The organism is Streptomyces sp. NPDC058691, assembly GCF_042714775.1.
GTDB lineage: Bacteria > Actinomycetota > Actinomycetes > Streptomycetales > Streptomycetaceae > Actinacidiphila.
The window spans coordinates 158,196-180,607 of record NZ_JBHXSO010000008.1 but is presented as its reverse complement, the minus strand read 5'-3'; the positions used below and the strand labels follow the sequence as shown (position 1 = coordinate 180,607).

Annotated in this window: 18 protein-coding genes and 1 tRNA gene; 5 read left to right on the top strand and 14 right to left on the bottom strand. The window is 71.3% G+C overall.

Going from position 1 to position 22,412, the window contains the following annotated elements; genetic code table 11:
- Positions 1–46 precede the first annotated feature (46 nt).
- The 12 genes from ACFWVC_RS08565 to ACFWVC_RS08510 all read right to left on the bottom strand — a co-directional run bounded on the left by ACFWVC_RS08565 (position 47) and on the right by ACFWVC_RS08510 (position 11,470).
- Positions 47–1,051, bottom strand: a complete 1,005-nt coding sequence (locus ACFWVC_RS08565; RefSeq protein ID WP_384280449.1) for a PAC2 family protein — start codon at positions 1,049–1,051, stop codon at positions 47–49.
- Positions 1,052–1,363: 312 nt separating this feature from the next.
- The gene (locus tag ACFWVC_RS08560) at positions 1,364–2,035 is read right to left on the bottom strand and encodes a FadR/GntR family transcriptional regulator (protein ID WP_384280447.1); all 672 of its coding nucleotides are present in this window, start codon (positions 2,033–2,035) and stop codon (positions 1,364–1,366) included.
- A 175-nt stretch (positions 2,036–2,210) separates the two neighbouring features.
- Positions 2,211–2,284, bottom strand: a tRNA-Pro gene (locus tag ACFWVC_RS08555).
- Between the two features lie 66 nt (positions 2,285–2,350).
- Positions 2,351–3,100: a ferredoxin reductase gene (locus ACFWVC_RS08550; RefSeq protein WP_384280445.1), complete on the bottom strand. Its 750-nt coding sequence runs from the start codon at positions 3,098–3,100 to the stop codon at positions 2,351–2,353.
- On the bottom strand, positions 3,093–3,704 hold the full coding sequence (locus tag ACFWVC_RS08545; protein WP_384280466.1) for a sulfite oxidase-like oxidoreductase: 612 nt from the start codon (positions 3,702–3,704) through the stop codon (positions 3,093–3,095). Before ACFWVC_RS08545 ends, ACFWVC_RS08550 begins: the two co-directional genes overlap by 8 nt.
- Positions 3,705–3,712: 8 nt before the next feature.
- The gene (locus ACFWVC_RS08540) at positions 3,713–5,032 is read right to left on the bottom strand and encodes an amidohydrolase (RefSeq protein WP_384280443.1); all 1,320 of its coding nucleotides are present in this window, start codon (positions 5,030–5,032) and stop codon (positions 3,713–3,715) included.
- On the bottom strand, positions 5,029–5,796 hold the full coding sequence (locus tag ACFWVC_RS08535) for a nucleoside phosphorylase (RefSeq protein ID WP_384280441.1): 768 nt from the start codon (positions 5,794–5,796) through the stop codon (positions 5,029–5,031). Before ACFWVC_RS08535 ends, ACFWVC_RS08540 begins: the two co-directional genes overlap by 4 nt.
- Positions 5,797–5,897: 101 nt before the next feature.
- Complete coding sequence (locus tag ACFWVC_RS08530) at positions 5,898–6,284, bottom strand: GntR family transcriptional regulator (RefSeq protein ID WP_384280439.1); 387 nt, start codon at positions 6,282–6,284, stop codon at positions 5,898–5,900.
- 185 nt (positions 6,285–6,469) lie between these two features.
- On the bottom strand, positions 6,470–8,080 hold the full coding sequence (locus tag ACFWVC_RS08525) for an FAD-dependent oxidoreductase (RefSeq protein WP_384280437.1): 1,611 nt from the start codon (positions 8,078–8,080) through the stop codon (positions 6,470–6,472).
- A gap of 7 nt (positions 8,081–8,087) precedes the next feature.
- A complete protein-coding gene (gene glpK / locus ACFWVC_RS08520; protein WP_384280435.1) occupies positions 8,088–9,614 on the bottom strand; it encodes a glycerol kinase GlpK in 1,527 nt (508 codons plus the stop codon).
- Positions 9,615–9,662: 48 nt separating this feature from the next.
- The gene (locus ACFWVC_RS08515) at positions 9,663–10,481 is read right to left on the bottom strand and encodes an MIP/aquaporin family protein (RefSeq protein WP_384280433.1); all 819 of its coding nucleotides are present in this window, start codon (positions 10,479–10,481) and stop codon (positions 9,663–9,665) included.
- A gap of 221 nt (positions 10,482–10,702) precedes the next feature.
- Positions 10,703–11,470, bottom strand: a complete 768-nt coding sequence (locus ACFWVC_RS08510; protein WP_384280432.1) for an IclR family transcriptional regulator — start codon at positions 11,468–11,470, stop codon at positions 10,703–10,705.
- 219 nt (positions 11,471–11,689) lie between these two features.
- Here ACFWVC_RS08510 and metH point away from each other — a divergent pair, with 219 nt between their 5' ends.
- The 3 genes from metH (at position 11,690) to ACFWVC_RS08495 (ending at position 18,023) form a co-directional block, all read left to right on the top strand.
- Positions 11,690–15,223 (top strand): methionine synthase, encoded by a 3,534-nt coding sequence (gene metH, locus ACFWVC_RS08505; protein WP_384280431.1) that lies wholly within the window; start codon positions 11,690–11,692, stop codon positions 15,221–15,223.
- Between the two features lie 120 nt (positions 15,224–15,343).
- Positions 15,344–16,045, top strand: a complete 702-nt coding sequence (locus tag ACFWVC_RS08500) for an HAD family hydrolase (protein WP_384280429.1) — start codon at positions 15,344–15,346, stop codon at positions 16,043–16,045.
- 385 nt (positions 16,046–16,430) lie between these two features.
- Complete coding sequence (locus tag ACFWVC_RS08495; protein ID WP_384280428.1) at positions 16,431–18,023, top strand: ABC transporter substrate-binding protein; 1,593 nt, start codon at positions 16,431–16,433, stop codon at positions 18,021–18,023.
- Positions 18,024–18,087: 64 nt separating this feature from the next.
- Here the strand turns inward: ACFWVC_RS08495 and ACFWVC_RS08490 are convergent, their stop codons facing one another.
- On the bottom strand, positions 18,088–18,759 hold the full coding sequence (locus ACFWVC_RS08490; RefSeq protein WP_319661988.1) for a response regulator transcription factor: 672 nt from the start codon (positions 18,757–18,759) through the stop codon (positions 18,088–18,090).
- A gap of 14 nt (positions 18,760–18,773) precedes the next feature.
- A complete protein-coding gene (locus ACFWVC_RS08485; protein ID WP_384280427.1) occupies positions 18,774–19,643 on the bottom strand; it encodes a RecB family exonuclease in 870 nt (289 codons plus the stop codon).
- Between ACFWVC_RS08485 and ACFWVC_RS08480 the strand changes: the two genes are divergently transcribed.
- Both ACFWVC_RS08480 and ACFWVC_RS08475 read left to right on the top strand, forming a co-directional pair.
- Positions 19,630–20,973, top strand: coding sequence for a site-2 protease family protein (locus ACFWVC_RS08480; protein ID WP_384280425.1), 1,344 nt, complete (start codon positions 19,630–19,632; stop codon positions 20,971–20,973). The genes ACFWVC_RS08485 and ACFWVC_RS08480 overlap by 14 nt on opposite strands.
- Before the next feature lie 328 nt (positions 20,974–21,301).
- The gene (locus ACFWVC_RS08475; protein WP_384280423.1) at positions 21,302–22,285 is read left to right on the top strand and encodes a tRNA (adenine-N1)-methyltransferase; all 984 of its coding nucleotides are present in this window, start codon (positions 21,302–21,304) and stop codon (positions 22,283–22,285) included.
- The last annotated feature ends 127 nt before the right edge of the window (positions 22,286–22,412 follow it).

Here is a 22,412-nt window from a genome sequence, read left to right as displayed (position 1 = left end):
CCTGCAGGGGGCAACGGCCTTCGCCGTTCGCCGGGCCGCGCCCCGCTCACACGGCGTTGTCGGTGTTCTCCGTGTCGGCGGCGCTGTCCGCGTCGTCCTTTCCGGTCTCGTCCCGGTCGGCCTTGGCCACGTTGCCCTGGCCTGCGGTGCCGGTGTCCGGCTTCGGGGAGGTGTCCCGAAGGTAGGGGCCGGCGTCCTGGTCGCCCGCCTGCGGGTCGCGGCGCCGCAGATAGCGCTCGAACTCGCGGGCGATGGCCTCGCCGGAGGCCTCCGGCAGCTCGGCCGTGTCGCGGGCCTCCTCCAGGGTCTGCACGTACTCGGAGACCTCGCTGTCCTCGGCCGCGAGCTCGTCCACCCCGACCTGCCAGGCGCGGGCGTCCTCGGGAAGCTCGCCGAGCGGAATGCGGAGGTCGAGCAGGTCCTCCAGCCGGTTGAGCAGGGCCAGGGTGGCCTTCGGGTTGGGCGGCTGCGACACGTAATGCGGCACGGCGGCCCACAGACTCACCGCCGGGATCCCCGCGTGCGTACAAGCCTCCTGCAGAATGCCGACGATGCCGGTGGGGCCCTCGTAGCGGGACTCCTCCAGGCTGAGCGCCGTCGCCAGATCCGGGTCCGAGGTCACCGCGGTGACCGGGACGGGACGGGTGTGCGGCGTGTCGCCGAGCAGGGCGCCCATCACCACGACCATCTCGACGCCGAGTTCGTGGGCGAAGCCCAGGATCTCGTTGCAGAACGAACGCCAGCGCATGCTGGGTTCGATGCCCCGGATCAGGACCAGGTCGCGCGGCTTCGGGGTCTCGATGCGGACGACGGACAGCCGGGTCGTGGGCCAGGTGATCTGGCGTACGCCGCCGTCCATCCACACCGTGGGACGGTTGACCTGGAAGTCGTAGTAGTCCTCGGCGTCGAGCGCCGCGAACACCTCACCCTTGAACTCCCGGTCCAGATGCCCGACCGCGGCGGAGGCGGCGTCCCCGGCATCGTTCCAGCCCTCGAACGCGGCCACCATGACCGGGTCGATCAGCTCGGGTACTCCCTCGAGCTCGATCACCCAGCGCCTCCTTCCGGCCGGAAGAGGGATGGTGCCACCCCCGCCGGCTGCCGTTCCTTCGCGTGCTGCACCAGCCTACGGCTTCGCGGGACAGGTGCCGCCGCCTTCGTAGGGGGATGATCCCCAGCGTCACCGCCCGTACGCGTCCGGTCGTCCACCGGCCCCGCGGGCGGCAGCCGCGCGGCTCCCGGGCGCCGGATCGAGGCGGCCGTCGAACGGCCGTCGAACTCCATCCGGGCGCGGATTCATCGGATCCCTTTTCCCGATCACCTCGCCGGAGGACCGGACGGGGCCGGCGGCGCGGCTCAGAGGTCAGAGGGTCGAGCGCAGCCACTGCTCCACGCTCGCGACATGCACCGTCGCCCACGACCGCGCCGCCTCCGCGTCACGGTCGCGCAGTGCCCCGAGGATCGCCCGGTGCTCGTGCAGGGTGCGGCTGACCGCGTCCTCCTGGGTCAGCCCGCGCCAGATCCGCGCCCGCGTGGTGGGCCCGGACAGCCCGTCGAGCAGGGAGGACAGCACCGAGTTGCCGGCCGCCTGCACGATGCCGCGATGGAACTCCAGGTCGCACGCGACCAGCTCCTCGACCGACGGATCCGTCCCCAGCGCCGTCAACTGGGCCTCCAGGACGTCCAGCTGGGACTCCGGGATGATCGCGGCCGCGAGAGCCGTCGCCGCGGGCTCCAGTATGCGGCGCACGGCCAGGAACTCCAGCACGGTGTCGTCGCGGTGGAAGTCCACCACGAAGCTCATCGCTTCCAGGAGGAGTTGGGGATCGAGGCTGGTGACGTACGTACCGTCGCCCTGCCGCACGTCCAGGATCCGGATCAGCGAGAGCGCACGCACCGCCTCGCGCAGCGAGTTGCGCGACAGGCCGAGCTCGGCCGCCAGTTCGCTCTCCTTGGGGAGCCGGTCGCCCGGGCGCAGCGCACCGGAGACGATCATCCCCTTGATCTTCTCGATCGCCTCGTCGGTGACCGCCATGACCGCCCTCGCCTCCGGGACATCCGATGTATCGGGCCATTATGCCGTGTCGCGGGGAATCGGGAGCCCGGTCGGTCAGGCTTGCCGAAACCCCGGCCGCGGAGGGATCACCGGCAGACGCCGAAGGCCGTCTCCCGTACTCGGGAAACGGCCTTCTACCTGCGAAAAAACACCGTCGGGACGACAGGATTTGAACCTGCGACCCCTTGACCCCCAGTCAAGTGCGCTACCAAGCTGCGCCACGTCCCGGTGCCGATCGGCCGGGGTGGTGCCCCGGAAGATCACGTAAAGAGGAGAATACCCGAAGGTCGCTGATCAGCCGAATCGCTCGATACGGATGTGCCCGGCCGGCTGTCCGCCGTCCACCAGGAGACGGGACGCGTGCTCCGCGAAACCGTTGCCGCCGCACACATACGCCTCCCAGCCGCCCGGCGGCGGATCGGCCAGGTAAGGGGCCAGATGCGCGGCGCCGAGCCGGCCCTGCGAGCGGGTGAGGACGACGCTGGTCTCCGCGCCGTACTCGCGGGCGTAGATCAGGTCCTCGGGCGTACGGGCGGAGACGATCAGCCGCAGCGGCACGTCCAGCCCGCGCAGCCGGCGGTGGCGGATCATCGACATCAGCGGTACCACCCCGGAACCGGCGCCGAGCAGCAGCGCGGGCCGGTCGCCCGACCAGGCGAAGAAGCCGCTGTGCGGGCCGCGGACCTCGAAGGTGTCGCCGGGGCGGGCGACCGTGTGCAGATGGCCGGAGACCTCGCCGTCCGGGACGTGGTCGAGGGTGAGCTCGATGTGGCCGGAGTCGTCCGGCGCGGAGGCGAGCGAGTAGTTGCGCTGGGCCGTGTAGCCGTCGCCCGCCCTCAGGCGCAGCGTGAGGTACTGGCCCGGCAGGTGGCCCGCCCAGCCGGGCACCGCGAACCGGAACGTGGCGGCGCGCGGGGTCTCGCGGCGGACCTCGGTGAGCGTGGCGCGCCGCCACACCGCGCCGGCGGCCTCGGCGACCGCGACGCGGCCCGGGACGGCGAAGCGGGTCGGCGGGACGAAGGCGGGAGCGGCGAGGTCAGTCATGGGCGTAGCGCTGTTCCTGCCAGGGGTTGCCGCGGGGGTGGTAGCCGTTCTGCTCCCAGAAGCCGGCCTCGTCGTGGTCGAGCAGCCGGATGCCGGCGATCCACTTGGCGCTCTTCCAGAAGTACAGGTGCGGCACCACCAGCCGGGCCGGCCCGCCGTGCTCGGGGGCGAGCGGCGCGCCGTCGTGCTCGAAGGCGATCCAGGCCCGGCCGCCGGTGACGTCGGCCAGCGGCAGGTTGGCGGCGTAGCCGGTGTGCGCGTACGCCACGACGTGCGTGGCGGCGGGGGAGGGGCGCACCGCGGCCAGGAAGGCGTCCAGCGACACCCCGCCGAAGTGCGTGCCGAACTTGGACCACCCGGTCACGCAGTGGATGTCGCCGCGGTAGGCGGAGCGGGGCAGGGTCTGCGCCTCGTCCCAGGTCCAGGTGCGCGCGGACTCGACCAGGCCGTCGACGCGGAACGTCCACTCCGCCGCCGTCAGCCGCGGGGTGACCTCGGCGGACAGCACCGGCCACTCGTCGCGCGCGTCGTACTGGCCGGGCGGCAGCCGCGGGTCGCGGTCGGCGGCCCGGGCGCGGCCGGTGAAGCCGCGGGTGGGTTCCAGGGCGGAGGTCATGCGGGGTGCTCCTGCTCCAGTGCCTCCAGCGCGCGCAGGGCGGCCGGTTCGTCGAGGGTGAGCAGGGCGCGGTCGCGCATGAGGACGCGGCCGTCCACGACGGTGTCGCGCACGTCGGCCGCGGCGGCGGCGTAGGCGAGCATCGACCAAGGGTCGTGGCGCGGGGTGAGGTGCGGGCCGCCCAGGTCCAGGACGACGAGGTCGGCGCGCTTGCCGGGTTCCAGGGAGCCGAGGTGGGCGTCCAGGCCCAGGGCGCGGGCGGACTCGATCGTCGCCATCCGCACCGCCTGCTCGGCGCTCACTGCGGTGGGATCGCCGGCCGCCTTGTGGACCAGCGCGGCGGCCCGCACCGCGCCGAGCACGTCGAGGGTGTTGGAGCTGACGACGCCGTCGGTGCCGAGGCCGACGGTGACCCCGGCGGCCAGCAGGTCGGGGACGCGGGCGATGCCGCAGCCCAGCTTCAGGTTGGAGACCGGGCAGTGCGCGACCGCCGTGCCGGTTCTGGCCAGCGCGGCGATCTCGCTGTCCGACAGGTCCACGGCGTGCGCGAGGAGCACGTCGGGGCCGAGTACCCCGAGGGAGTCGAGCAGTTCCACCGGGCGCTTGCCGTGGCGTTCGACCACCATGGCGACCTCGGCGGCGTTCTCCGCCGCGTGGACGTGCAGCAGCGCGCCGTGCTCGCGGGCGAGCGCGCTGATCTCCACCAGCTGATCGGGGTCCAGGGTGTACGCGCTGTGCGCGAAGACCACCGGGCGGGTGCCCGGCGCGTGGGAGGCGCGCGCTGCCAGGCCGGCGGCGGCCCAGGGCATGCGGTCCTCGTAGGGGCGGCCGTCCGGCGGGCCGGGGACGTCCATGAACGTCGGGCCGGCCAGCAGCCGCCAGCCCGCCTCCCGGGCGGCCTCCTCGGCGGCCTCGTGGAACCAGTACATGTCCAGGCCGGTGGTGACGCCCGCGCGCACGCTCTCCGCCACCGCGACCCGAACCCCGGCCGCCACCGCCCGCGGCGACAGCAGTTCGGCCTCGCGGGGGATCACCCGGGCCAGGAACTCCTGCAGGTCCACGTCGTCGGCGCAGCCCCGCAGCAGGGTCATCGCCAGGTGGGTGTGGGTGTTGATCAGGCCGGGCAGCACCAGGCAGCCCGTCGCGTCGATCTCCTCGGCGGCCCGGTACGCGGCGCGCACCTCGGCCGCCGGGCCGACCGCCACGATCGCGCCGTCGCGCACCGCGACCGCCCCGTTCCGCACGAGGGTGCCCGTCGCGTCGACGGTCAGCACATCGCCGCCGTGCACCAGCAGATCGGCGTCCTGAACGCTCACTTCACGTCGCTTCCGTACTCGGTGGCCAGCAGATGCAAGGCGTCCAACGTTACCCGGCTGCCGCGGGCCACCCCCTCGGCGACCACCGACCGGTGCGGGTCGTAGCCTCCGGTCGCCTCGACGTCGACCAGGTCGTCCGCGTTCGCCCCGTCCACGACCAGCGCGCCGCCCGCGACCAGGCCCCGCGTGGAGGCGAGCACCAGGAGCGCCGACAGCTCCATCTCGATGGCCGCGATCCCGGCGGCCGCGTACGCCGCGCCCGGCAGCGGCAGGAAGCCCGGCTGGAAGGCCGCCCGCGTCCACACCACCCCGCGGTGGTGCGGCGCGTCCAGGGCCCGGGCCGCCCGCTGCAGGGCCAGTACCGCCTCCGGCGTCGCGAACGCCGGGTACTCCGGCGGCAGAAGCTGCTGCGTGACCCCGTCGTCGCGGACGGCCGCCTCGGCGATCACCAGGTCGCCGTCCCCGATGCCGGCCGCGATCGCCCCGGCGGTGCCCAGCCGCAGGATCGTGCGGACCCCGGCCTCCGCCAGCTCATGGAACAGCAGCATCGCCCCCGGTGCGCCCACGCCGTGCGAGGCGACCACGACGTCCGTGCCCTTCCACGTCCCGGTGAAGGTGCGGTACTCGCGGTGATGCGCCACCTCCCGTGCCCCTGCCAGCATCCCGGCAACGTCCGCCGCCCGCGCCGGGTCCCCCACGACGACCGCGTGCGCGGGCAGCCCCGAGCCGGGGACGCGGGTGATGGGCTGCGGATCGGTGGTCATCGGGCCTCCAGGCGTGGTTGGCGATGCCCCCGGACGCTACACGGACACGCCCGGCCGCCTCAGACGGCCCGTGGGCGCCTCGAGGGCGGCCGTTTCCTCGTTCATTTCTCCCCCTCGGAGAACTCCTGGTCCAGCACGGAGTGGAACAGCGCGGCGGCGTCCTCGCGGTCGAGTCCGCTCACGCGTGCCCGGCGCATCCAGCCGGCCAGCTCCGCCGCCAGGGGCGAGTCGGCAGGTGCGGCGCCAAGGGACTTCTGTACGAAGGTGCCGAGGCCGCGGCGGGCCACCACCAGGCCCTCGCGCTCCAGTTCGCGGTAGGCCTTCAGCACCGTGTTCGGGTTGACGACGGTCGTCTCGACGACCTCGCGGGCGGTGGGCAGCTGGTCGCCGGGCCGGAGCAGCCCGAGCCGAAGGGCCTGTTTGGTCTGATGGACGATCTGCAGGTAGGTGGCGACCCCGCTGTGCCGGTCGATCCGGAACACGACCACGCCTCAACCCCTCTTTAACTAATCAAGTAGTGAAAGAGTGTTTGATGGGGACGCCATTGTCAACCCGCGAAGTGGTGGGACGTGTTGGGGGAGCGGTGTCCGGCCATGCGAAGGGCCCGGGTGGGCGCGTGCACCAGCCGTTCGGCCTGTGCACGCGGCCCACCCGGGCCAGGGGGAGCGGAGTGTCAGCCGCGCCGGTCGGCGAGCAGGGCCTCCACGCGCGCGCGGACGTCCGCGGTGTCCAGCCCCCGCACCGTCAGGGTGGTGCGGCGGCGCAGCACGTCGTCCGCGGTCCGCGCCCACTCGTGGTCGCGGGCGTAGACGACCTGGGCCCATATCTCCGGGCCGTCGGGGTGGATGCGCTCGCCGAGCGCGGGGTCCTCGTTCACCATGCGGGCGATGTCGAAGGACAGTGCGCCGTAGTGGGTCGCCAGGTGACGGGCCGTCAGCGGGTCGATGCGGTGGCCCGGGTCGCGGTCCACCAGCAGCCGGTGGGCGACAGCGTTCGGGTTGGCGACCCCCGGCAGTGGCACCCGGCGCGGCAGTTGGTCCAGCGGCTCCATGTCCTCGTTCAGCGGGCCGCCGGGCAGCTTGGCGAGCTTGGCCATGACGGTGCGCCCGATGTGCCGGTACGTGGTCCACTTGCCGCCCGCGACCGAGAGCATGCCGCCACTGCCCTCGGACACGACCGTCTCGCGCTTGGCCTTCTCCACGCCGCCGGGACCGCCCGGCAGCACGCGCAGGCCCGCGAAGGCGTAGGTGATCAGGTCGCGGGACAGGTGCGCGTCCCGTACGGAATGGGCGGCCTCGTCCAGGATCTGCGCGATGTCGGCCTCGGTGGCCGCCACGTCGGCCGGGTCGCCCGTGTACTCCTCGTCCGTGGTGCCCAGCAGCAGCTGGTCCTCCCAGGGCAGCGCGAAGGTGATGCGGTACTTGTCGATCGGGGTCGCCATGGCCGCCCGCCACGGCGCCTTGCGCTTCAGGACGACGTGGGCGCCCTTGGACAGCCGGATGCTGGGCGCGACGCCCTTGTCCTCCATCTGCCGCAGGTGGTCGACCCACGGGCCGGTCGCGTTGAGCACCAGCCGCGCGTCGACGCCGAACTCGGTGCCGTCCAGCCGGTCCCGGAGGTCGGCGCCGGTGACCCGGCCGTGGGTGAAGCGCAGCCCGGTGACCTCCGCGTGGTTGAGGACGACCGCGCCCGCCTCGGCGGCCGCGCGCACGGTCATGACGGCCATGCGCGAGTCGTTCATCTGGTGGTCGTAGTAGACGGCCACGGCCTTCAGGTCGTCCGTGCGCAGCGCGGGGTTGGCGGCCGCCGCCCGGGACGGGGAGATGATCCTGCCCACCCCGTCGCCGAAGGCGGACAGCGCCGAGTAGGCGAAGACGCCCGCACCGAGCTTGGCTGCCCCGACCGGGCCGCCCTTGTAGACCGGCAGGTAGAAGGTGAGCGGGTTCACCAGGTGCGGGGCCACGTCCTTGGCCAGCACCCGGCGCTCCATGTGGTTCTCCGCCACCAGCTTGACCGCGCCGGTCTGCAGATAGCGCAGACCGCCGTGGACGAGCTTGGAGGAGGCCGAGCTGGTGGCGCCGGCGAAGTCGCCGGCGTCCACCATCGCGACCCGCAGCCCCGACTGCGCGGCGTGCCAGGCCACGGAGGTGCCCAGGATGCCGCCGCCGATGACCAGCAGGTCGTAGCCGGCGCGGCTCAGCAGTTCCCGGGTCTCGGCGCGACCCGGGTTCCGGCCGGCGATCGGATGCGTCCCGAGGCCCGGGACGTGCTGCAGGGTGGTCATGTCCGGTTCACTGCTCCTCTTCGATCCAGCCCATGGTCCGCTCGACGGCCTTGAGCCAGTCCTTGTACTCGCGGTCACGGACGTCGGCGTCCATCCGCGGGGTCCATTCGGCGGCGCGGCGCCAGTTGGCGCGCAGCTCGTCGGTGTCCTGCCAGAAGCCCACCGCCAGACCGGCGGCGTAGGCCGCGCCCAGGCAGGTGGTCTCGGCGACCAGGGGGCGCACGACGGGCGCGTCCAGGAAGTCGGCGAGGGTCTGCATGAGCAGGTTGTTGGCGGTCATGCCGCCGTCGACCTTGAGCGCGGTGAGTTCCACGCCCGAGTCCTTGGTCATCGCGTCGACGATCTCGCGGGTCTGCCAGGCGGTCGCCTCCAGCACCGCGCGGGCGATGTGCGCCTTGGTCACGTAGCGGGTGAGGCCCGCGATCACTCCGCGGGCGTCGGAGCGCCAGTACGGGGCGAACAGTCCGGAGAAGGCCGGCACGAAGTACGCGCCGCCGTTGTCCTCGACGGACATGGCCAGCGTCTCGATCTCGGCCGCCGTCTTGATCAGGCCCATCTGGTCGCGCATCCACTGCACCAGCGAGCCGGTGACGGCGATGGAGCCCTCCAGGGCGTACACCGGCTTCTGGTCGCCGATGCGGTAGCCGACGGTGGTGATCAGGCCGTTGTAGCTGTTGATCGGCTTCTCGCCGGTGTTCATCAGCAGGAAGGTGCCCGTGCCGTAGGTGGACTTGGCCTCGCCCTCGGAGTAGCAGGTCTGGCCGAACAGCGCGGCCTGCTGGTCGCCGAGCGCGGAGGCGACCGGCACACCGGCCAGAGCGCCGGAGGCTGCCTCGCCGTACACCTCGGCGGAGGAGCGGATCTCAGGGAGCACCGCGGCCGGGATGCCGAGGGACGAGACGATCTTGGCGTCCCAGTCCAGGGTGTGCAGGTTCATCAGCAGCGTGCGGGAGGCGTTGGTGACGTCGGTGACGTGCCGTCCGCCGTTGACACCACCGGTGAGGTTCCAGATCACCCAGCTGTCCATGGTGCCGAAGAGGATCTCGCCGGCCTCGGCGCGCTCGCGCAGCCCCTCGACGTTGTCCAGCAGCCAGCGGATCTTCGGACCGGAGAAGTAGGAGGCCAGCGGCAGGCCGGTCTCACGGCGGAAGCGGTCCTGGCCGACGTTGCGGCCGAGTTCCTTGCACAGGGCGTCGGTGCGGGTGTCCTGCCACACGAGGGCGTTGTGCACCGGCTCGCCGGTCGTCCTGTCCCACAGCAGCGTGGTCTCGCGCTGGTTGGTGATGCCGATCGCCTTGACGTCGGCGGCGGTGATGCCCGCCTTGGAGACGGCCTCGGCGACGACCTCCTGGACGTTGGCCCAGATCTCCGCGGCGTCGTGCTCGACCCATCCCGGCTTCGGGAAGATCTGCTCGTGCTCCTTCTGTCCGACCGAGACGATGCGGCCGTCCTTGTCGAAGATGATGCAGCGCGACGACGTGGTGCCCTGGTCGATCGCCGCGATGAAGGGGCCTTCGGTGTGGGCGTTGGTCACGGTGTGCTCCTCAAGTCCAAAGTCCGGTGGGTCGTCGGGTGCTACTGCTCAGAATGCGATCCGGTGGAGGCCTGCTGCGAGGACCGCGCCCACGATCGGGCCGACAACCGGTATCCAGGCGTAGCTCCAGTCCGAACCGCCCTTGTTCGGCAGCGGCAGGAGCGCGTGCACGATGCGCGGGCCGAGGTCGCGCGCGGGGTTGATGGCGTAACCGGTCGGGCCGCCGAGCGAGAGGCCTATGCCGACGACGACGAGGGCGACCATCAGCGAGCCGGTACCGGAGACGGCGAGGCCCTTGGTGAGATTCAGGGTCAGGATGAACAGCACGAGGACGAAGGTGCCAATGATCTCGGTGGCCAGGTTCTGCGCGACGTTGCGGATCTCCGGGCCGGTGGAGAAGATGCCCAGCACCGGGCCGGGGGCGGACGACGGCTGCTTCGCGGAGGCGGCGGCAGTGGCGGAAGCGGAAGCGGTGGCGGCCTCGGCGTGGGGGCCTTCGATGGCGCCGGTGATCTCGCCGTCGGTCAGGTGGGCCTGGAACTGGCCCGCATAGGCGGCCCACACCAGCGCGGCGCCGATCATCGCGCCGAGCATCTGGCCGGCCAGGTAGACCGGGACCTTGCTCCACTCGCCGGTGTCGACGGCGAGGCCGATGGTCACGGCGGGGTTGAGGTGCGCGCCGGAGAGGCTGCCCGAGATGTAGGCACCGGTCAGGACGGCGAAACCCCAGCCGAAGGTGATGGCGAGCCACCCGGCGTTGCGGGCCTTGGAGCTCTTGAGGGTGACGGCCGCACAGACGCCGCCGCCGAGGAGGATCAAGATGGCGGTACCGATGGTCTCGCCGAGAAAGATGTGCTCGCTGGACACGTGCGACTCCTTTGTCCTTCGTCCAGGGGAAGGCGAACCCTCGTCCCGTTCAGGGGTTCGCGGGCCTGTCACCAGGCCCCCCGGCGGTCCCACGGCCAGGTACACCGTACCGACTCCGTCGGCTGCTGTTCGACAATGTCGACCGCCGAACGAGAGTGTTCTCCTGCGCGACCGGATGCGTCAAGAGTTCGACAGTTTTCGGAACGGTCTTCCGGCCGGGCTCAGAACCGGCCGGCGCCCAGGTCGCGGGAGACCGCGCGGGCGCAGTCCCGCACCGCGGCGACCAGTTGGGCCCTGATGCCGCCGTCGTCGTCGCAGACCCGTTCGACCGCGCCGGTGACGGCGACCGCGCCGACCGGCATGCGGCGCCGGTCGTGGATGGGCGCCGCGATCGAGGCCACGCCGTCCCAGGTCTCCTCCAGGTCCGCCCCCCAGCCGCGGGCCCGTGTGAGGTCGAGCACTTCCTCGAACTCCGCGTCCCCGGTGACCGTGCGCGGTGTCAGCATTTCCCGCTTCATCTCGGTCGCCTCGCCGTGCGCGACCGGGTCGTACGCGGAGAGCACCTTGCCCAGCGCGCTGCTGTGCAGCGGGTGCATGGCGCCGACCTCCAGCACCTGGCGGCTGTCGTCGGGGCGGAAGACGTGGTGGACGATGAGCACGCCCTGCTGGTGGAGGACGCCCAGATAGGCGGCCTCACCGCTGGAGCGGGCGAGATCGTCGGTCCACACCAGGGCGCGGGCCCGCAGCTCGTGCACGTCCAGGTAGCTGTTGCCCAGCCGCAGCAGTTCCGCCCCCAGCTGGTAGCGGCCGGAGACGGGGTCCTGCTCGACGAAGCCCTCCTGCTGCAACGTGCGCAGGATGCCGTGCGCCGTCCCCTTGGCCAGGCCCAGCGAGGAGGCCACGTCCGACAGGCCGAGCCTGCGCTCCCCGCCGGCGAGCAGCCGCAGGATCGCGGCGGCGCGGCTGAGCGACTGGATGGGACCTGGCATGAACAACCCCTCCGTCAGGAACGACCACAATGAGTCGACAATGCTGAACACCGTCAGACGATGCCGACCACCATCATCCCAGAGATGAGTGTGGCACCACGGTCCGCCCCTCGGAATGCCCCGAGGCGGATCCCGTGGGCCCGGCTACGCTGGCCTGGTGCGTACCAGCGGAAGCGGTGCGCGCCAAGCCGACAGCCGTCGCACTCAGGGAGCACATCCATGGCTCAGCCGTCGTCGTATTCCTCCGAGGGAACCTCCCCGGCACACGCCCGCGCAGTGGCGCTCCGGGAGGCCTTCGCCCAACGGGTCGTGGTCGCCGACGGGGCCATGGGCACCATGCTCCAGTCGAAGAACCCGACGATGGACGACTTCCAGGGCCACGAGGGCCTGAACGACATCCTGAACATCTCCCGCCCCGACATCGTCCGGGCCGTGCACGAGGCCTACTTCGACGCCGGCGTCGACTGCGTGGAGACCAACACCTTCAGCGCCAACTACGCCGGACTCCTGGAGTACGGCATCGAGGAGCGCGTCCACGAGGTCGCCGAGGCCGGCGCCCGGGTCGCCCGCGAGGTCGCCGACAGCTACGCCACCCCCGACCGCCCCCGCTGGGTGCTCGGCTCCATGGGCCCGGGCACCAAGCTCCCCACCCTCGGCCATGTCGCGTACGGCACGCTGCGCGACGCCTATGAGCAGAGCGCCGCGGGCCTGCTCGCGGGCGGTGCCGACGCGGTGATCGTGGAGACCACCCAGGACCTGCTGCAGACCAAGGCCGCCCTCATCGGCGCCCGCCGGGCCCTGGACGCGGCCCACTCCGCCGCGCCGCTCATCTGCTCCGTCACCGTCGAGACCACCGGCACCATGCTGCTGGGCTCCGAGATCGGCGCCGCGCTCACCGCGCTGGAACCGCTCGGCATCGACATGATCGGGCTCAACTGCGCGACCGGGCCCGCCGAGATGAGCGAGCACCTGCGCTACCTCGCCCGGCACGCCGGCATCCAGCTGTCCTGCATGCCCAACGCGGGCCTGCCCATCCTCGGCAAGGACGGCGCGCACTACCCGCTGACCCCCGGTGAACTCGCCGACGCGCAGGAGGTCTTCGTCCGCGAGTACGGGCTCTCCCTGGTCGGCGGCTGCTGCGGCACCACCCCCGAGCACCTGCGGCAGGTCGTCGAGCGGGTGCGCGGCCACGAGGTCGCCGCCCGCGAGCCGCGCCCCGAGCCGGGTGCGTCCTCGCTGTACCAGACGGTCCCCTTCCGCCAGGACACCTCGTACCTCGCCATCGGCGAGCGCACCAACGCCAACGGCTCCAAGAAGTTCCGCGAGGCCATGCTGGACGGCCGCTGGGACGACTGCGTGGAGATCGCCCGCGAGCAGATCCGCGAGGGCGCCCACCTCCTGGACCTGTGCGTCGACTACGTCGGCCGCGACGGCGTCGCCGACATGAACGAGATCGCCGGCCGCTTCGCCACCGCCTCCACCCTGCCGATCGTGCTGGACTCCACCGAGCCCGAGGTGCTCCGCGCGGGCCTGGAGAGGCTCGGCGGACGCGCCGTGATCAACTCGGTCAACTACGAGGACGGCGACGGCCCCGACTCCCGCTTCGCCCGCACCACCCGGCTCGCCGTGGAGCACGGCGCCGCCCTGATCGCCCTCACCATCGACGAGGAGGGGCAGGCCCGCACGCCCGAGGCCAAGGTGGCGGTCGCCGAGCGCCTCATCGCGGACCTGACCGGCAACTGGGGCATCGCCGAGAGCGACATCATCGTCGACTGCCTGACGTTCACCATCGCGACCGGCCAGGAGGAGTCCCGCGGGGACGGCATCGCCACCATCGAGGCGATCCGCGAGCTCAAGCGCCGCCACCCGGCCGTGCAGACCACCCTCGGCCTGTCCAACATCTCCTTCGGCCTCAACCCGGCCGCCCGCATGGTGCTCAACTCGGTCTTCCTGCACGAGTGCGTGGAGGCAGGCCTCGACTCGGCGATCGTGCACGCCTCCAAGATCGTGCCCATCGCCCGCATCCCGGAGGAGCAGCGCGAGGTCGCCCTCGACCTCGTCCACGACCGCCGGCGGGAGGGCTACGACCCGCTGCAGCGCTTCCTGGAGCTGTTCGAGGGCGTCGACACCAAGTCCGTCAGGGCAGGCCGCGCCGAGGAACTCGCCGCGCTGCCGCTGGACGAGCGGCTGCAACGGCGCATCATCGACGGCGAGAAGAACGGCCTGGAGGCCGATCTCGACGAGGCCCTGAAGGCGCGTCCGGCTCTCGACATCGTCAATGAGACCCTCCTGGAGGGCATGAAGGTCGTCGGCGAGCTCTTCGGCTCCGGCCAGATGCAGCTGCCCTTCGTCCTGCAGTCCGCCGAGGTGATGAAGACCGCGGTCGCCCACCTCGAACCGCACATGGAGAAGTCCGACGCCTCCGGCAAGGGCACCATCGTGCTGGCCACCGTCCGCGGCGACGTGCACGACATCGGCAAGAACCTCGTGGACATCATCCTGTCCAACAACGGCTACAACGTCGTCAACCTGGGCATCAAGCAGCCGGTCTCGGCGATCCTCGACGCCGCCCAGGAGCACGCGGCCGACGTCATCGGCATGTCGGGCCTGCTGGTGAAGTCCACGGTGATCATGAAGGAGAACCTGGAGGAGCTCAACCAGCGCGGCCTGGCCGCCCGGTTCCCGGTGATCCTCGGCGGCGCCGCCCTCACCCGCGCGTACGTCGAGCAGGACCTCCACGAGATCTACGAGGGCGAAGTCCGCTACGCCCGCGACGCCTTCGAGGGCCTGCGGCTGATGGACGCGCTCATCGCGGTCAAGCGCGGCGTCCCCGGCGCCACGCTCCCCGAGCTCCGGCAGCGCCGCGTGGCCCGCCGGGAGGGGCAGGCAGGCGATGCGGCGGCCCAGGAGGCCGAGGAGAACCGCGGCCAGATCCGCTCGGACGTGGCCACCGACAACCCCGTCCCCACCCCGCCGTTCTGGGGCTCACGGATCGTCAAGGGCATCCCGCTCAAGGACTACGCGTCCTGGCTCGACGAAGGCGCGCTGTTCAAGGGACAGTGGGGCCTGAAGCAGTCCAGGACCGGCGGTCCGGACTACGAGGAGCTGGTGGAGACCGAGGGCCGGCCGCGGCTGCGCGGCCTGCTGGACCGCATGCAGAGCGAGGGCCTGCTGGAGGCGGCCGTCGTCTACGGCTACTTCCGCTGCGTCTCCAAGGGCGACGACCTGATCATCCTCGGCGAGGACGGCGCGGAGCGCACCCGCTTCACCTTCCCGCGGCAGCGCCGCGGCCGCCGGCTGTGCCTGGCCGACTTCTTCCGCCCGGAGGAGTCCGGCGAGACCGACGTGGTCGGCCTGCAGGTGGTCACGGTCGGCAACCGGGTCTCGGAGGCCGCCAACAAGCTCTTCGCCGCCGACGCCTACCGCGACTACCTGGAGCTGCACGGACTGTCCGTCCAGCTCGCCGAGGCGCTCGCGGAGTACTGGCACGCCCGGGTCCGTGCCGAGCTGGGCTTCTCCGGGGAGGACCCGGGCGCCATGGAGGACATGTTCGCGCTGAAGTACCGCGGCGCCCGCTTCTCCCTCGGCTACGGGGCCTGCCCCGACCTGGAGGACCGGGCCAAGATCGCGCAGCTGCTGGAGCCCGAGCGGATCGGGGTGCGGCTGTCGGAGGAGTTCCAGCTCCACCCGGAGCAGTCCACCGACGCCATCGTCATCCACCATCCGGAGGCGAAGTACTTCAACGCGCGGTAACGGGTCATACGTCGTACACTGGACGATCCGAACGGCACCTGGCCGGTCCCACGCCCCCACCACCCTGGGCGCGAGGCGACCGGCCTTTGTGCCCCCTGGCCACCGAAGGATGTGGGGCGCATGACCAGCGGTATTCCCGTCACCGAGACCCGGCCGGCCCGGGACGCGGGCCTGCAGGCCGTCCTCCTGGACATGGACGGCACGCTGGTCGACACCGAAGGCTTCTGGTGGAACGCGGAGGTCGAGGTCTTCGCACAGCTCGGCCACGTCCTGGACGACACCCACCGCGAGGTGGTCGTGGGCGGCCCCATGGCCCGCAGTCTGGGACACCTGATCTCGGTCACCGGGACGGACGCCACCCTCGCCGAGCTGTCCGCGCTGATCAACCTGCGTTTCGTCGAGCTCATCGGCCGGGGAGTGCCGCTCATGCCGGGCGCGCAGCGCCTCCTCACCGAACTCGCCGCGCACGGTGTGCCCGCCGCCCTGGTCTCGGCCTCCCACCGCCGCATCATCGACGCCGTCATGCTCTCCATCGGCCCGGAGCACTTCGCCTTCTCCGTCGCCGGGGACGAGGTGGTCCAGGGCAAGCCGCACCCCGAGTCCTATCTGCACGCCGCCGCGCGCCTCGGGGCCGACCCCGCGCGCTGCGTGGTCGTGGAGGACACTCCGACCGGGGTCCGCGCCGCGGAGGCGGCCGGCTGCCAGGTGGTGGCGGTGCCCTCCGTGGCCCCGATCGAGCCCGGGCCGGGGCGGGCTGTCGTGGCGTCGCTCGAAGCCGTCGACGTGCCTTTTCTGCGCTCTCTGATTACGGCCGTTCACTGAGCGTCGCCATAAATTGAGTGGAAACTCTGGGCGTCCGTCCGCTCATTTTCCGTGACGTTTCGCGGGTGCCGAATTCTTTACCGGCGGCCCGCGTTCCGCGTGATACTTTTCACGTCGGCGGATGTCGACAGTGCCGACCGGACGTGCTTCGGCTCGTCAATTGATGGTGCTTGTAGTGCTGTTGTGTCCGTATTGGGGCGCGGAGGGCTGTTCGTTCCGCTGTCCGGATATCGGTGCACCACTCCCTGTTATCCGCCTGTGACGCGGGCTCAACTTCTTCGTGTCAGAGGGCGGTCGGCCGGAATGCCGGGCACCGGCAATTTTGGGTATCGTCGCCCCGCTCAAGACTGCGCGGCCGAGGGCCGGAAGAGGGAGAACAACGAGGATGAATCGCAAGCTGCTGGTGCTCCCGGCCGTGATGGGCCTCGCCGCGCCCGTACTCGCCGGATGCGGTGATTCGAGCGCGGGAAGCGGCGGCGGCGACACGATCGTCGTCGGCACCACCGACCACATCGCGGTGTCCAAGGAACTGCCCTCTCCCGTGGACCCGGCCACCTCGTACGACGGCGGCACGTACACCTTCTTCCAGAACACCTTCCAGATGCTGCTGGGTTACGAGCGCAGCGCGACGACCCCGTCCCCGGACGCGGCCAAGTCCTGCGGGTTCTCCGACACCAAGTCCGAGACCTACCGCTGCACCCTGCGTGACGGCCTGACGTTCTCCAACGGGCACGCGCTGACCGCCGAGGACGTCAAGTTCTCCATCGACCGCGTGATCAAGATCAAGAGCGACTACGGCCCGGTCAGCCTCCTGTCGAACATCAAGAGCGTCGAGACCCCGGACGACAAGACGGTCGTCTTCGACCTCAAGGCCTCCGACGCCACCTTCCCTTACAAGCTGGCGACCCCGGCCGCGGCCATCGTCGACAGTGAGGTGTACCCGGCCGACAAGCCGCTCGACGGCTTCCAGATGGCCGGCTCCGGCCCCTACAAGCTGGACTCGTGGGACGACGACAAGGCCGTCCTCAGCGCCAACCCCAGCTACAAGGGCATAGTCGGCAAGCTCAACAACAGCAAGATCGAAGTCCACTTCTTCAAGACCTCGGACGAGATGAAGCAGGCGCTCGTCGACGGCAAGATCGACGTGGTGAACCGCACCTTCAACTCCGAGCAGATCACCGAGTTCGGGCAGAACAAGTACCCGGGCGTCAAGCTGACGGAAGCCCCCGGCAACTCCGTGCGGTACATGTTCTTCAACCTCAACGACCCGTCGGTGAAGCAGAAGGCCGTCCGCGAGGCCATCGCCCAGCTCGTCGACCGCGACGCGCTCACGCGTGACGTGCTCCAGCGCACCGCCACCCCGCTGTTCGGCGCCGTGCCCACCGGTGTCACCGGCCACAGCAACTCGTACTTCAACACCTACGGGGAGCCCAGCCGCGACAAGGCCGCCGGGACCCTGTCCGCCGCCGGCATCACCACGCCGGTCAAGCTGACGTTCTCGTACACGACCGACCGGCCCGCCACCCCGAACAAGCAGGAGGCGTTGAACCTGCAGAAGCAGCTCAACGACAGCCACCTGTTCGACGTGACCATCAAGGGCACGCCGTGGAAGACCTTCCTCCCCGGCGCGGTCAAGGGCCAGTGGGCGATGTACTCGCTGAGCTGGCTCCCCGACTTCCCGGACGGCGACACCTTCATCGCGCCGTTCTTCGCCGAAGGCTTCCTCAACCTGAACTACCCCGGCGGCGACATCAAGAACACGCTGCTGCCCAGCACCCGTCAGTCCGCCGACCGCGGGACGACGGACAAGGACTTCGTGAAGATGCAGGACATCCTCGCGAAGGACCTGCCGATGATCCCGCTGTACCAGGACAAGCAGTACATCACCACGCGCGACAACGTCACCGGCGCCGAGTGGCTGCTCAACACCTCCTCCACCGCCCAGTTCTGGGAGCTCGGACGAGGCGTGACGGGCTGAGCCCGCACCTCATGCGTACGGCCCCGGGCGTTCCCGCCCGGGGCCGTACGCATGAACAGCCGCGCTACTGAGCCCCGGGGCGCACCAGGCCGCTCTCGTAGGCGTACACCGCCGCCTGCACCCGGTCGCGCAGCGCCAGCTTCGTCAGCACGTGACCCACGTGGGTCTTGACGGTCGTCTCGCTCACGAACAGCTCCGCCGCGATCTCGGCGTTCGACAACCCCCGCGCGACCAGCTTCAGCACCTCGACCTCACGGTCGGTCAGGGTGTGCAGCGCCTGCGGTACCGGCTCCTCACCCGACGGCAGCCGGCCCGCGTACTTGTCCAGCAGCCGCCGGGTGATGCTCGGCGCGAGCATCGCCTCGCCCGCCGCGACCACCCGGATCGCCTGCACCAGTTCGTGCGCCGGGGCGTCCTTCAGCAGGAAGCCGCTGGCGCCCGCGCGCAGCGCCTCGACCACGTACTCGTCCAGGTCGAAGGTGGTCAGCACCAGTACCTTCGCCGGGCCGTCCCGGCCGGGGCCGGTGATCTGCCGGGTGGCCTCCACCCCGTCCATCCGCGGCATGCGGATGTCCATCAGCACGACGTCCGGCTGCAGAGCCCGCACCTGCTCCAGAGCCTGCTGGCCGTCCCCCGCCTCACCCACCACCGCGAGTTCCGGCTCCGCCTCCAGGATCATCCGGAAACCGGTGCGCAGCAGCGGCTGGTCGTCGACCAGCAGTACGCGAATGGCCACGTGATCTCCTCAGCTCAGGAATCCCCATTCTTCCCCACCACCGCCAGCGGGTACGGCGGGGGAGTGCCGCCGAACGACGGGCAGATCGCCTGGTGGTCGCACCAGTCGCACAGCCGGCTCGGACGCGGCCGCCAGTCGCCGGACTCCGTCGCCTGCCGGATCGCCTGCCACAGCGCCTCCAGCTTGCGCCCCACCGCCAGCAGGTCCTCCTCCGACGGGTCGTACGTCAGCACCTCACCGCTGCCGAGGTAGACCAGCTGCAGCCGGCGCGGCACCATTCCGCGCAGCCGCCACAGCACCAGCGCGTAGAACTTCATCTGGAACAGGGCCTCGTCCGCGTACTCCGGGCGCGGGGCCTTGCCGGTCTTGTAGTCCACCACGCGCAGGTCGCCGGAGGCCGGGGCCACGTCGAGACGGTCGATGTAGCCGCGCAGCGTCAGTCCCGACTCGAGCTCGGTCTCCACGTACAGCTCGCGCTCGGCGGGCTCCAGCCGTGTCGGGTCCTCCAGCGAGAACCACCGCTCCACCAGCCCGGCCGCCCCCTCCAGCCACTCCGCCAGTTCCTGCCCCTCCTCGGCGGAGAACAGCTCCGACAGTTCGGGACGCTCCCCGAGCAACCGCTGCCACTGCCCCGGCACCATCGCCCGCGCCCGCTCCGCCGTCCGCTCGGTGGCCGGCGAGTCGAAGAGCCGCTCCAGCACCGCGTGCACGACCGTGCCCCGCGCGGCGGCCGGGCTCGGCTTCTCCGGCAGCTTGTCGATCACGCGCAGCCGGTACAGCAGGGGACACCGCATGAAGTCGGCGGCGCGCGACGGCGACAGTGACGAAGGAGCGGCCGGCGGCCTCCGCGGCGTCGGGGGAACGGGTTCGATGCTGGTGCCCATGGCAGGACCCTATGGGGTCGCACCGACAGCCGGTGTCGGCTCCGGGCAGCCGGGCAATACCATCGACGTCGGACCGACAGCAAAACGAGGGGAACCAGTGAGCGAGAGCCAGCAGTCGCCCGAGGGCGGCGAGCAGACTCCCGGAGCCGACGACGGCACCGGCAAACGCCCGGCCGGCCCCGGCGGCGGGATCCTCATGGGTCGCATCTTCGGCGTGCCCGTGTACGTCGCCCCCAGCTGGTTCCTGGTCGCGGCCCTGATCACCTGGGTCTTCGGCGGTCAACTCGACCGCGTCCTGCCCGAACTCGGCGCCTTGCGCTACCTCGTCTCGCTCTTCTTCGCGGTCGCCTTCTACGCCTCCGTCCTGGTGCACGAACTCGCCCACACCGTCGCGGCGCTCCGCTTCGGGCTGCCGGTGCGCCGCATCCAGCTGCAGTTCTTCGGCGGCGTCTCCGAGATCGAGAAGGAGTCCGACACCCCGGGTCGGGAGTTTGTCCTCGCCGGCGTCGGGCCGCTGCTCTCGCTCGTCCTGGCCGGGGTGTTCTACCTCGGCATGCAGGGCGTGGACCCGGGCACCGTGCCGGGCGTGCTGCTCGCCGGGCTGATGATCAGCAACCTCCTCGTCGCGGCGTTCAACCTGCTGCCGGGGCTCCCGCTGGACGGCGGACGCATGCTGCGCGCGGTGGTCTGGAAGATCACCGGCAAGCCCATGACCGGCACCGTCGCCGCCGCCTGGATCGGGCGCTTCCTCGCCATCGCGGTCCTGGTCGGCCTGCCCCTGCTGTCGTACGCGGGCGGCCTCAGCGACGGCACCGGCGACGCCACCGGCTTCGACTCCCTCACCGACGCGCTGCTCGCCGCCATCCTGGCCGCGATCATCTGGACCGGCGCCGGCAACGCCCTGCGCATGGCCCGGCTGCGCGAGCACCTCCCCGAGCTCCAGGCGCGCACCCTCACCCGGCGCGCCCTGCCCGTCGCCTCCGACACCCCGCTCTCCGAAGCCCTCCGGCGCGCCAACGAGGCCGGGGCCCGCGCCCTGGTCGTCGTCGACGGCCACGGCACCCCCACCGCCGTCGTCCGCGAGGCCGCGATCGTCGGCGTGCCCGAGCACCGGCGCCCCTGGGTCGCCGTCGCCGGCCTCGCGCAGGACATCAAGCCGGGCATGAAGGTTTCCGCTGAACTCGCGGGAGAGGACCTGCTGGACACACTGCGGGCGACACCGGCCACGGAGTACCTGGTGGTGGAGAACTCCGGCGAGATCTACGGCGTGCTGTCCACAGCAGACGTCGAAAAAGCCTTCCTCGCCGCCATGGCCCGGCCCTCTGTTTAGGGGCTCGGTTCGCCTCCGGGGCGCTCTGAGTGGCTGTCGACAGTCGATCATGCTCGGTCGCTCGTCCCTCGCGACCTCCGCGTGTTCTCCTTTTCGACAGCCACCGCGCCCCTTCGGCTCACTCGCCAAGGCGGCCACAGACGGTTCGGGGCCGGCCCCACATGCACCTGCTGCCTGGCGAGTGAGCCGAAGGGGCGCGCGCCTGTCGAAAGGGAGAGCACGCGGAGGCTCCGAGGAACGAGGAGTCGAGCATGGTCGACCGTCGACAGGTGCAGAGGGCGCCCCGGAGGCGAACCGAGCCCTAAAAAAAGACCGGTAGGGTGGGGCCATGTCCGAACCGACCGGTGCCGCCCGCCGTCGCGGGCCCTTCAAGGTCGGGGACCAGGTCCAGCTCACCGATCCCAAGGGACGCCACTACACGTTCACGCTCGAAGCCGGGAAGAACTTCCACACCCACAAGGGGTCGTTCCCGCATGACGAGCTGATCGGCGCCCCCGAGGGCAGTGTGGTCCGAACCACGGGAAACGTCGCCTATCTCGCGCTGCGCCCCCTGCTCCCCGACTATGTCCTGTCCATGCCCCGCGGCGCCGCCGTGGTCTACCCCAAGGACGCGGGGCAGATCCTGTCCATGGCCGACATCTTCAGCGGCGCGCGCGTCGTGGAGGCCGGCGTGGGCTCGGGCTCGCTCAGCATGTTCCTGCTGCGGGCGATCGGTGACGAGGGCATGCTGCACTCGTACGAGCGCCGCGCCGACTTCGCCGAGATCGCGACGCAGAACGTGGAGCGCTACTTCGGCGGTCCGCACCCCGCGTGGCAGCTCACCGTCGGCGATCTCCAGGACAACCTGAGCGACGTCGACGTCGACCGCGTCATCCTGGACATGCTCGCGCCCTGGGAGTGCCTGGAGGCCGTCTCCAAGGCCCTGGTGCCCGGCGGGATCCTGTGCGCCTACGTGGCGACGACCACGCAGCTCGCCCGGACCGTCGAGGCGATCCGCGAGCACGGCACGTTCAACGAGCCGTCGGCGTGGGAGACGATGGTGCGTACCTGGCACGTCGAGGGACTGGCGGTGCGTCCGGACCACCGGATGATCGGGCACACCGGGTTCCTGCTGACCGCCCGTCGGCTGGCGGACGGAGTGGAGCCCCCGCTCCGGCGCAGGCGCCCCGCGCCCGGCGCGTACGGCGAGGACTACACCGGTCCGGGCGCCGGCCGGACCTCGGGCAGGACCGCCAAGGCCGCCGGGGCGACTGAGCCCAGTGGGCCCCGTGACACCGATGAGGCAGCAGAGGCTGCCGAGACGACGGAGTAACCGCCCGCTGTCGTCAGCGCCGCCGCCGGGATTCCGGCGGCGGCGTTTTTGTGTCCCCCTCCGTGTCTCCTGCCACATACGTCATATGACGTACCGATAAAAGATCTGCGACACACGGGACCCGGTC